This is a genomic window from Marinomonas aquiplantarum (assembly GCF_003314975.1).
Classification (GTDB): domain Bacteria; phylum Pseudomonadota; class Gammaproteobacteria; order Pseudomonadales; family Marinomonadaceae; genus Marinomonas; species Marinomonas aquiplantarum.
In genome coordinates this window covers 1-11,703 of sequence record NZ_QNRF01000019.1, presented here as the reverse complement: position 1 = coordinate 11,703, position 11,703 = coordinate 1, and the positions used below count along the sequence as shown (strand labels likewise).

The following is an 11,703-nucleotide window of genomic DNA, read 5'->3' as shown; positions in this document are numbered from 1 at the left end:
TAAATCAATACCAATCGTATGAATAGTTTTCATGATTTTTCTCCTTTTTAAACTGACCTAATCAGTATAGAAGGGAGTGTCCATTTCATTATTTTTAATAATGCGCATGCGCGTTTACGCTGATAGGATGTTTTTCGAAACTAGATAACACATTGAAGTGCTTTAAATTTTTCATCATCTCTGAAAAAGCGTGCGATCAAAACGAGCGTGCGCATTTGTAATTTTCACATTGCACATTATTTCGGTAACGAATTTTCTATCTGTTTGATACTAGTACAGTATTTGATTGGGTAAAAGAACAAAGCGGGCTCGGCTAACAAAATAACCGAGTCTTACAGTTAATGTGATTGGATAAAGGTTACTGGACTAACCCCATCCTAACCTTCCCCTTGAAGACATAAGGGGAAGGAACAAGAGACGTGGTTTGTCGACAAAACATCATATCGGATAGCTTGAGCCCATAAGGCTCATAACGCGCGCGCCACTATGGATAAAAGCAAATATGGAAAGGGACTATTTAAGCTCCTTTCCATATTTCAATGAATCAGCTTGTCTGTATTTAGGTGTTTTTAAGCACTACATAACCGATAAATTAATAATTGCTACAGCTATTTCCATTTTTATTATCAGCACAAAGTGTTATGTAAAACTTTTTTTCTACTTGTTTTTTTCTAGTAGCAAAAAGGTGTGCATATTTGTTCACATCTCTACCAGATTTAATTTTTTTGAGTCTATCTTCTCGATTTTTAGGCACCGATGAAGGGTCAGTCCAGTAGTGAACTACACATCGACCTGATTTTGTGTACATAAGCTTTGGGCATATTTCTATCGCAATATCTTTAAGAGATTCTTCTGGGTAAGGTTTTTCGAGGTGGACATACCAGTTAACAGCTGACTGATATATAGCTTCATATTGTACAGCCTCATCAGCGTATGAAAGACAGGATACAAATAGAAGTGACCAGAGTGACTTTTTCATTTTCATCATTCCCCATTAATTAACATAAAATATAGCTGATGATTTAATAGTCTCACGTGCTTTATTAAGTAGACACTTGAACTATTAACCAGCGCTTTTAGTCAGACGAATCAATAGAGACAATATCAGGGTATTTTTAAAGGTTTTTATTTGAAATATGGAGTAGTTTGAGATGAACAACGAAGTCCTTAGGGAGTCGCTTAGTAACCTTGATTGAACAGCTTTACCCGAAAGCGGAAACTGAAGACGCCCGTCCCTTTATCTGTGGTATTTCGTATTCATTGCATACAGCAATGTTACAACTTGAGAGATCCAGCGATGGAAGATGCTTTATATAAGAGCGTTTATTCGCTACTAGATTGCCATTCCTAAGAATGGTAAAATCAAGTTCTAAGAGCTTCTAAGTCACCTATAGCTGGCAATTCTAGCTCACTAATAAAAGCATCAAGTTCTTCATAGATATAAATACGATACTCCTTATCACCTTGCTTTTTTCGGAGTATAATCATACCGGATTTTTTATTCTTTCCCATTCTTGATGAACGATCTAAATCCATCACCATATCAACAGTAGAAATAGAAAAAAGTGTTTTCCACTTTCCAAAAAGCATTCCAGATCTTTCCATAAAAGCAATTCTTCCATTAATAATCTCTAATGCCATAGAGCGAACTTTAATAGATTCAAACTCTTGAGATAAGGTAAATGAATAATATTTAGACATCATTATCCTCTTAACATAGTTGATATATGAATCACTTATTGTAACAAAATGATTGTTTAGGATTTTCAGCACAACTAACTATACGAAGTAAACCTTCTATACGTTTTAGATCCTGCTGTTGAGATTGTTTTTTTGTCATAATCTGTGATGCATATACCCATTTCGTTGTACCATTTTGGCTACTACGCACCTTAACGGTATTTGTACTTTTATCGATTCTAACCACATAACTTAATTCATCAGAGAAAAAGCCTTTAACATAAACACCGTCGCCTATATCTAGGGCGTCTATCCCTGTTGGCCCAATTCCACCGGCGTTATACTGATTATTACTAGTAATATTGCCAGGTGTTTTAGGTATCGGTTTCGAGGAGTAGTTTTTCACTTGAGGGGACGATGGAGTACTTCCTAAAGATGCGATGATGCTAGCTTTCTGAGAAATGTTGGCTCGTTTATACGTTTGTTGTCGCTCATATGGATAGTTAGCATTTGCATACTTGAGTAAATCGGCTACTGAGTTTACTTTATCTGCACCATGCTCTGGGTAATAAGTCGTAAATGAATGGGGATTGTGCCACTTAAAGAGAAGGTAATAATATTTACCCTCTGTTCTTGGGATAGCCGCATAATACATATATTCTTTCATGCTTGGTATTCTAAAAACTTCTGAAATTTTTCTATGTGAGGGTGAAAGTGCGCCTTGGTCATTTCTCTTACCAGTAATAAGGGAGATATAATATGTGCCTGATGACAAATGATTAATAATAACCGCATCCTTATTAGTAGATTTATCTCCATTATTTACAGAGAAAAAGTAACTTTTTTTAGGACCAAAAAAATCTTTCGGACTATACGTCTTAAGGTTAGCATGGAGCTTTTTGTCTGCTTGATAGAAGCAACCACTTAATATTGTTATGAAAATAATGTTAAAAATAACTTAATAGCTTTAACCATATCGATTTTCCCTATACGTATTCTGTAAATAAGTGTCTATATTTTTGATGCATCTCCAAGACATCTAGCTTAAGACTATTGTGTCTCTTTCACTAACCCACTATAACGATATCATCAACATCCTGTCGTCGTTGGATGTTGGTCACAGATTTCGGAGATTTTTTCGATAGCGTCATATGAATCATCACCATCCTCATCAATTAGCTTACGATACCAAGATATGGCTTTCGAATAATCCATTGTGACTCCTAAACCATGTGAATACATGTAACCTAGTTTCTCTACCGCTCTTCCATGTCCCTGTTCAGCCGCTTTGAGATACCAAGTTAATGCCATCTTGTAATCTTGTTTGACTCCTTCACCTTTGTAATATGCTCTTGCGACACTCAATTGTGAATGCTCATCTCCTTGTTCGGCTGCTTTACGATACCAAGACGCAGAATGAGCATAATCTCGCTTAACGCCTAATAATCCTCTTCGATATATAGAAGCTAGCTCTTTTTGAGCTGAGACATTATCTTGCTCTGCTGCCTTATGATACCAAGACAGGGCAACAGCATAATTTTGTTTAACAACCTTCCCACCTCTATACATATCACCTAATTTTTTTTGTGAAAATGCACCTCCCTGATCGGCTGCTTTGTGGTACCAGTAAAAAGCAAGGACATTATCTTGCTGAACACCTTTTCCATATTGATACATATAACCTAAATTAGATTGCCCTCTGGCATCACCTTGCACAGCCGCCTTCTTGTACCAGAGTAAAGCCTTTACATAATCCTTAGGGGTGCCTTCACCAAACTCATACATATAACCTAAATTACTTTGTGCTTTTGTATAACCTTGCTTAGCTGCCTTCTTATACCAGAATAAAGCCTTCTCATAATCTTGTGGAAGCCCTTTGCCAAGGGCATACATATAACCTAGGCTAGATTGCCCCTTGGCATAACCTTGATCAGCGGCTTTACGAAACCAAGACAAGGCTATAACATCATCCTTCTGTACACTATTTCCATAAAAATACATATAACCTAGGTTACTTTGTGCTGATGCATCCCCCTTCTTAGCCGCACTTAAACACGTAATGAGTGCTCGATTATAAAATTTATTATCATACGCATATTGGCAGTTTTCGGATTCTGATGTTTGGTTAGGCTTGTTATCGCTATACGAAAAACAAGATAACAGTAATAGTAACCAAGCATATTGTTTCACTTTATGATTTCCTTTTAAGTATACGTTTATAACAAATGACACTAAATTCCAATTCCACCTCTAATTTTCCTTTTCACAAAAATTAGACGAATCAATACCGAAAGCATCAGGCTGTTTTTTATCACAACCAATTTCCCATCAAAACAAAAGGTGCCCAATAGTGAGGATGCGCTAAGAGTTCGTCGATATCCATTTTCTTACTTTTATCGCGCTTAGCACGCGACAATCCTCTTTGGCTTTCTGCCATATTTGTTAAATCTACATTACCTTTAATAAATGCGAGCTGAGCTTCTCTTAGGGCGGCCGCCTTAGTAAAGTGATGTAGCTGACGAGACTCATACAAGGTTTTCATAAAAAAACTAGTAGTAACATCATTGATAGACCATAAGCTGGCCAATACCGCTTTTGCCCCTTGCAATTGAGCCATAGTACCTAGCCCTTCAATCTCTCTACCATCTGCCTGTACCCCAATAGCCGTGTCACAGGCAGATAAAGTTAACAAATCAATGTTGTCCATTTTTAAGCGTTGATCATGGTCAAAATCTGCTAGTGTTAATCGCTGGTTATTACCTAGTAACAAAAAAGAGTCACTGTCAATGCCACTTGGATCGAAATGGAAATGTGTTGCCAAATGCAATACCTGATAATCACCTGTTTTTATGGCATCGATAAGAGAATCAACATCAAAGTCATCATCCATTTTTGTTTGGCCTGGAATCACACCCACATCGTCATTATCTGTCAAAATAATATTATCCAACTCTAACGGAACTGAAGGCAAAGGGGAGAATATTCGCCCATCAATCTCTCCTCCTAAACTCACGCCAAAGCCTGCGGCATGCCATTTTAAGTTAGACAATTCACTTAGATTGCTACGTGTCGTCGCGGTATAAATTGCCAAGTCATAATCTTCCACCAACCAATGTTTACCTGAGTGCAGAGCAGCCATTGGTAAGTAACGCAGCGTACTATGCAAAGATAGCATCAGGGTTTTGGCATGAACTTGTTTCAAATCTTGTTCAATAGGTCGAATTAAGACGTCATATAAACGCTGTGCTAGAGATAGCGGGTCACTAGAAGGTGTCTCTAGTAACACTCTGTAATCGCTGATCAAACGATTTAGTTCCGGTTCAGAAATATGACTATCTCTATGTATTTGACTCTCCTCGGTGGTAAGTAAAATACGCACTCGCTCAGGGGTAACCAGATAATGAACCAATGCCGAGTCATTCCCTAAATTTGTGTCGGTAGGAAAGTTGTTGGGTAGGGCGATAACTTGCTGGTTAGAGTTTTGGCTTAATTGCTGAAATTCTATTTTTATGTTTTCAAGAAACATTTCAATTTCAGAACGTCCTCGTGCTAATTCCGCCTCAATCTCGATAATACGGTTGCTCTGCTCATCAGAACGAAAACCCTTATGAATCATAAGCAGGTTAGAATGTTCTTTAGAAAGCAAAGTGAAGCGTGATGATATATCTGCATAACGGTTGGCCCAAGGGGCTTCAAAATGATTATAACTGGCTTTAGTCGTTCGAACATCAGAGCGACTATCACGGCGAATAAAGCTAAAATATTCTTGCTCTTTTAGCATCGCTAGTACTTGCTCGGCTTCCAGCAAACGGCCATGTTCCATTAGTAAATCGGCAAAAGATTGATATCTATCACTAACGGTTTTCGAATAACTTTTTAGTACAGATGCCTCATCGTTTTGAGGGAGTAGACCTAGTCGGACACTTTGTATTGTATTAATGGATTGTTTACCAAAAAATATCGCAAGGTCTGGGTTATGACTGTTCTGATAAAAGTTTTTTAGGTTATTCTGCACTGCCTCCGTAATTTCAGGCCTCCCCGCAATAGCAACTATAACGTAGGCTCGCTGATAAAGTTTTTCAGCTTCAGAGTGACGGCCAGACAAATACATAAGGCTCGCTAAGTTATTAAGATGAAGGGCGAGATTCGGACTATCATAGCCGTAATTTTTTTCAACTATAGACACACTACGACGATACAATGGCTCGGCTTCATCATAGCGCTTCATATCTCGCATAATGGCAGCTAAGTTACTCAAAACAGCAGTCAGGTTTGGGCTTTGGGAACCAAACATTTTTTCTTTAATAATAAGAGACCGACGGAATAAATCTTCTGCTTCTAGGTATTTTCCTGTTCTGTATAATATGCCACCTAAATTATTTAAGGTTGTCGCTAAGCTATGAAGGGAATCTTCTTGTGGGACGTTTTCAAGTATAGAAAGAACCCTCCGATACAATTTTTCAGCACGCTGGTATCGGCCAAGAGTGTCGTTTAAAATTGCCAATCCACTCAAACTAATTGTAATTTCTTTTTCAACATTTTTATAATTTTCTAAAGTCTCTATACTTTCCAGATAGAGTGATTCAGCATCCGTATATTTACCTATAGCGTAATATATTTCTGCCATACTAGATCGACATGTGGCGGATTTAATACTTTGTCGCCCGGTTTTCTTTTCCCAAATATTGCAAGCACGATTCAATAAAAGTTCAGCTTCTTTGAGTGCTCCTGTTTTTAATAACGCATAGGAAAGAGAATTTAAGTTTACCGCAATATTCGTATGGCCTTTTTCTAAAATATTATCGTTCATCTCCAAGCTACGTCTAAAAAAAGCCACAGCTTCCTTAAAACGCCCTTGTTCTGAAAGCATTAACCCCAAAGAATGCACTATACCTATAAGATATGGACTATCCTTTCCTTGACTATCTTCTATGACTTTTATTGACTTTTTGTATATTAATTCGGCTTCTTCGAACTGACGGCTCTTATCTAAAGTTTTAGCTAATTTGTACATGGCAAATACACTAAAAGGATGTTTAGTACCATGAAGCTGTTCATATGTAGATAAAATAACTCGCTGTAGCTTCTCTGCCTCCTGATACTCTTTTTTGTTATATAGTCGCTCAGATCTGTTCTTCAATATTTCTAAATTATCATATATAGAGCTTTGTTTAGACTGGTCGCTTGATGTTGTATCTTCAGCTTTACTTGCACTAGGAAATAAAGCAGAAAAACAGAGAAGTATGATGATTCTCAACACATACTTTGAAAGGTACGTAATTCTCATAAATCAGACATCTCCTTTTAAAAAATGACTTATTAATAGGTCATTCAGCGATTTTTTTTATCTCCAGAACATAAGTACCCGGCTGTACCGCCCGCCCATCCATTTGCTCAAGCCATTGATTAAAATCGGCTAGCCGTTCAGCTGTTACATCAATAAAAATTAAAGTCACACCTTCTTGTGTCTTTTTTTGGAAAGAGTAATTTTGACTCATTAAGTAATGATTAATTTCGAAAATTTGACTGTTTGTTTTTTCTGTCCTTACGATATTGCCTACTATAGAACCACGATAAGTTAAAAGATCCTCTGGTTGAATCGAATTTTTTTGCTGATGAACGAGGAAAGGAATTATCATAAGCGCTGCTGCGGTGGTAGTTAACCCGGCCACCCACTTGCGCAAACGTATATTTTTGGCTTCAGTAAAAAGTAGGCCCTCTTTCTCCAACCTCTGCATCAGCTTTCTTTCACTGAATTCGACCTGCTTTTGCAATTCTGTTTCCAATATTTGTTTTTGTCGCAACACAGCTTCTCTAAGCTCCGCAGCCATCGCATCCTTTGTACTGATTCCTTGTAAGGTATCAATCCAATCATCAAGATCTTTATCAGCATCACTCATATTGGTTATCCTACGCGCGTCTTACTATGTGTTTTTGATATCCCTGTGGTTATCTAACCTTATTAACAATTATTCTAGGGCTCTAGAAACGAAAGACAATGATGAATAAACGGTCTTAGTTTTTTCCTACACTGGGACAAATATTCGCGCATCGCTCCCACTGAGCGCCCAGCATCTTGCGCTAATTCCGCGATAGAAGCACCATTTACTAATCGAAGTATCCAAGACATGTGTTCAGCTTCTTGTTTTTGAAAAGTTTGTAGCCCTTCATATACACAGTTCCTTAATCCATCACTTTCTACAATAGCATCAGGCCGTAGCCAAAAATCCTCCTCTATTTGCTCATATTTATGAGCATCGAAATCACTACGTTTGGACTCGTATGCATTTCGCAGATGGTCACGCCAAGTATTTTGCATTATAGAGTGAACCCAAGTATTCAAAGAGGAATCGCCACGAAATTGATCAATCTTCCTTATTACTTTTATAAAAGTGTCTTGCAAACACTCTTCCGCTTGATAGCTTGGACAACCTTGTATTATAAGATAAGCCTTTAATGAAGAGTATAATTGGCGATACAGCGTACTGATTGCTAACTCTCGTTTTTCCCCGCCTTCTTTTATATATGAAATGAGTATCTCATCTGTTAGTTTGATGTTTTTCATGTGAAAAAGGTTCTTTCTTAAAAATTAAAATTAAGTAATTGTATGAAGTTAAATATTTCAAATTCTTGATTTAATATAATCTAATATTGTAGCGGCTTCAGGTTGCAATGTTATCGATTTTTCTTTTATACCTGGTAATAAAATATGTATTTTTCTGCAAAGATCTGTTGTTTTGTTTGATGTTGACGTTCCAGTTAGATCGCCTTTTTTATTGTCTAAAAGCATTGTATTTATACCTTTTCTAACGAAAGTTTTCACTTTTTCTATCGGTAGTTCATCTTTTTTAGGATTGTGTATGAAATTCTTGTGTTGAAAGAATAAAGATGCATAAACAAATTTATTGGAAACGTTCATCATTACTTTTGCTAGTTTTATCGATAAATCATCACTATTATTTTTACTGATAATCTGACTGGCTTTTGCAATATAGCCAGCACAAAAACCAAAAGTTCCTGCATCGCGAGGATCAGACGCTTTACCCGAAGCCAAAGAAAAATTTGGTAACATTTTTGCTTTCTCTAATGTTATGTTTATTTCTCTTTGCTCTCTTTGATCTCTTTGCTCTCTTTGATCTCTTTGCTCTCTTTGATCTTTCTTTTCTTTCTTTTGATCCGCTATCTGTTTCTTTATTGATAACACTTCAGCGGAAGATGCAAGGCGGTATTGATAAATATCATGAGGCTCATTTTGACCGTTCATTAAACCTTCTAATGTCTCAATTTCATGCTCTTTTTTAAATTGATACCATTCAAAGCTTTTATTACTAGTGAAAGAAAAAAGATAGTATCTATAAACTGAACCATTATATGTCACAGCATAATAACTCCCTCCTTTCATTTCATTATTAGCCACTACAGTTACAACTGGATGGGAATCTCTACTACTAACACCGTTATTAATAGTCGAAATTATTGCACGGTCCTTTGTAATATTGAGATGAATTACCTTGTTCTTATTTTCAAAGAGTTCACTAGGCGAGTCATCACCGTTTATGAAATAAAAGTTCCCTAGACCAAAAAAGGAAGATGGTGAATATTGTTTCATCGTTGAGTGTACATTCAATTTAGACTCTAAACGGCAACCACTCAGCAACACAGCAAAAAAAATCAGACTAGTAATATATAAAGTTCGACTATGTAATTTTGTAGATTCAAATGACGGGATCATATTTTTCACTCTTTTCCATTTAAATTTTTAAAGTGATTAATCTAATAAATCTCTAACAAGGCGGAAACCAATAGTGTTATAAGTCAAGCCATTTGGAAATTTACCCTGTATATGAGGTCTTAATTTTAACGTTACACTTGCCCAACTACCTCCTTTTATTATGTGGTGTTTGCAATTAATCGGTGCTTTATCCTCATCATTAACCCCTCCATGAAGTTTATAGGTATCTTGGCTTACGAAACAACCTTGTACCCATTCTGCAACATTTCCTGCCATATCATAAAGGCCAAACTTATTAGGTAAATAACGGCCAACAGGAGCGGTATACCAATAATCATCAATGCAATTCGCTTTATATGTCCAAGACCTGCCTAACGAACTAGGAGTTAAATCGGCCGCGTTAGCATAGTTGCATTGATTAACTAAGCGCTCTCCCCATAAAAACGTAGTATCCGTGCCTGGTGTAGCAGCATAGTCCCACTCTAATTCTGTTGGCAGACGATAATTTTGACCTGTGATATCACTAAGCCAATTTGCATATGTCTGAACATCTTGATAACTAACACAAACAACAGGGTGATCACCTTCTCTTGAAAAACCCGAATATTTCCAATTTCTTTCTACATCATGAGATATAATATTGATTTCATAATCAGTGATCACACAGCTATATCTATTCTCATCAATAACCTCTGAAGTCGTGACATATCCGGTTTCTTTAACAAAAGAGTCAAACTGATCAACCGTAACCTCTGTCTCCATTATCTGAAATTCCTGTACGAAAATTAACGCAGATTTTTTTCATCCCCAGTCTCTTTATTCATGTTTATTTTATAAGCTCCTGCTGGAATGAGAATCATATTTGGAATCAGAGTAACCTCTTTTCCTTGTACCATTGAATTCAATAGCACGGCGTGTAACACAAACAAGGTATATTTTTTAAAAGCACTTAGGGTAATTATAGGCATCAATATCTCTTTTTTGAAATATAAGAAGGCTATGCAGGCCCTGATAATTCAAGTTCACACACCATCTATTAGCTATTCAACACTTAAATTTGGCACATTTTCTAAAGTGAAGACCTTATATATGACGGAGCTAACTTAAAAATGTCAGGATGAACTCAACTTTTAATCCGCCCTCTAACAAATTTGAGAATATGTAGTGGCCTAATATTAATATGGCAGATTAATACCACTATGCCGCATATCCAATCTTTGGGTGATGAAAATAACGCCTGCCCCTTTCAGGGTTCTCTTGCAACATGCGCACATGACTGCGGACAGTTTTTTGTAGCTCATCCTCATTTTTGGCTGGATGGCTATTTCGTAGGCGGCTTTTCAAATCACCATTGAGATATTCATTGGGATTCAAATCCGGCGAGTAAGCAGGTATTTAGTACAGCTCAATTTTTTGTCGTTCTTGGCCGTCCATTGCCGTACTAAATGAGCATGATGTACCCGTAAATTATCTTAGATAACAAAGACTTTATGCTTAATGTCTTTAATTAGTCGCTTGAAAAACCTCAGTAGTACCTTGGCTGTCATGCTTTCTTTATACAACATGAAGCGCCCTTTACCTCGATTATCCAGTGCCGAAATCATGTTGATGAGCGAGCGTTTGTCGTGTTGCTCAAGTACTGGCTTTTCCCTTTAGGAGCGTAGCCTAGTCCATGTATTTTTCAGTGTATTTTACCCTTCGCTTAAAATCTTTAAGTGCTCATTTATTCAGCTAAACATGGTTATTTAGTTAGCTCTAACATGATTCTGAAAAGCCGAGCGATTAAAGCGAGCCTGTGCATTTATACTTTTCAAGTTGCGTTATTACGGCAATGAGTTTTCAATCAGTTTGATACTAGAGCAGTAATTGATTGGGTAAAAGAACAAAACGGGCTAGGCTATCAAAATAACCGAGTCTTGCAGTTAATCTGATTGGATAGAGGTTGCTGGACTAACCCCATCCTAACCTTCCCCTTGAAGACATAAGGGGAAGGAACAAGAGACTTGGTTTGTCGACAAAACATCATATCGGATAGCTTGCGCCCATCTGACTTATGCATGTGACTAGATGAGCAAGATCCCAAGCAGCGTAAGCCACTGACGACGTCAGTGACACAAGGCGTCGCTGTTTCGGATCGTGATTTTTCTCCAGACGTAAAAAAGCCCTGACAGGATAACCTATCAGGGCTTCTTAGTATTTAAAGCTTGACGACGACCTACTCTCACATGGGATCCCCCACACTACCATCGGCGATGGCGCTTTTCACTTCTGAGTTCGGGATGGGATCAGGT

At 37.3% G+C, this 11,703-nt stretch carries 12 protein-coding genes and 1 rRNA gene; all 13 read right to left on the bottom strand.

Features of this window, described 5'->3' with window-relative positions:
- Window positions 1-592: 592 nt before the first annotated feature.
- Window positions 593-979, bottom strand: a complete 387-nt coding sequence (locus DFP76_RS17895; protein ID WP_147084239.1) for a hypothetical protein — start codon at window positions 977-979, stop codon at window positions 593-595.
- 383 nt (window positions 980-1,362) lie between these two features.
- A complete protein-coding gene (locus DFP76_RS17890; RefSeq protein WP_147084237.1) occupies window positions 1,363-1,704 on the bottom strand; it encodes a hypothetical protein in 342 nt (113 codons plus the stop codon).
- Window positions 1,705-1,732: 28 nt separating this feature from the next.
- Window positions 1,733-2,347, bottom strand: a complete 615-nt coding sequence (locus tag DFP76_RS17885) for a hypothetical protein (RefSeq protein ID WP_113875914.1) — start codon at window positions 2,345-2,347, stop codon at window positions 1,733-1,735.
- Between the two features lie 422 nt (window positions 2,348-2,769).
- Window positions 2,770-3,870, bottom strand: a complete 1,101-nt coding sequence (locus DFP76_RS17880) for an SEL1-like repeat protein (RefSeq protein ID WP_113875913.1) — start codon at window positions 3,868-3,870, stop codon at window positions 2,770-2,772.
- A 121-nt stretch (window positions 3,871-3,991) separates the two neighbouring features.
- Complete coding sequence (locus tag DFP76_RS17875; protein WP_113875912.1) at window positions 3,992-6,967, bottom strand: CHAT domain-containing tetratricopeptide repeat protein; 2,976 nt, start codon at window positions 6,965-6,967, stop codon at window positions 3,992-3,994.
- Between the two features lie 40 nt (window positions 6,968-7,007).
- Window positions 7,008-7,580, bottom strand: coding sequence for a hypothetical protein (locus DFP76_RS17870; RefSeq protein WP_113875911.1), 573 nt, complete (start codon window positions 7,578-7,580; stop codon window positions 7,008-7,010).
- A gap of 74 nt (window positions 7,581-7,654) precedes the next feature.
- The gene (locus DFP76_RS17865) at window positions 7,655-8,245 is read right to left on the bottom strand and encodes an RNA polymerase sigma factor (protein ID WP_113875910.1); all 591 of its coding nucleotides are present in this window, start codon (window positions 8,243-8,245) and stop codon (window positions 7,655-7,657) included.
- A 57-nt stretch (window positions 8,246-8,302) separates the two neighbouring features.
- Window positions 8,303-9,421: a hypothetical protein gene (locus tag DFP76_RS17860; protein ID WP_181799880.1), complete on the bottom strand. Its 1,119-nt coding sequence runs from the start codon at window positions 9,419-9,421 to the stop codon at window positions 8,303-8,305.
- A gap of 27 nt (window positions 9,422-9,448) precedes the next feature.
- Window positions 9,449-10,198 carry a formylglycine-generating enzyme family protein gene (locus DFP76_RS17855; RefSeq protein ID WP_281269742.1) on the bottom strand — a complete coding sequence of 250 codons (750 nt, stop codon included), beginning with the start codon at window positions 10,196-10,198 and terminating at the stop codon, window positions 9,449-9,451.
- Window positions 10,198-10,380, bottom strand: a complete 183-nt coding sequence (locus DFP76_RS17850) for a hypothetical protein (protein ID WP_113875907.1) — start codon at window positions 10,378-10,380, stop codon at window positions 10,198-10,200. Before DFP76_RS17850 ends, DFP76_RS17855 begins: the two co-directional genes overlap by 1 nt.
- 229 nt (window positions 10,381-10,609) lie before the next feature.
- Window positions 10,610-10,807 (bottom strand): transposase, encoded by a 198-nt coding sequence (locus DFP76_RS18420; RefSeq protein WP_425451767.1) that lies wholly within the window; start codon window positions 10,805-10,807, stop codon window positions 10,610-10,612.
- Window positions 10,808-10,884: 77 nt separating this feature from the next.
- Entirely contained in the window at window positions 10,885-11,016 is a 132-nt protein-coding gene (locus tag DFP76_RS18415; RefSeq protein WP_425451766.1) for a hypothetical protein, read from the bottom strand.
- Window positions 11,017-11,614: 598 nt separating this feature from the next.
- A 5S ribosomal RNA gene (gene rrf / locus DFP76_RS17845) occupies window positions 11,615-11,703 on the bottom strand; the annotation flags it as partial.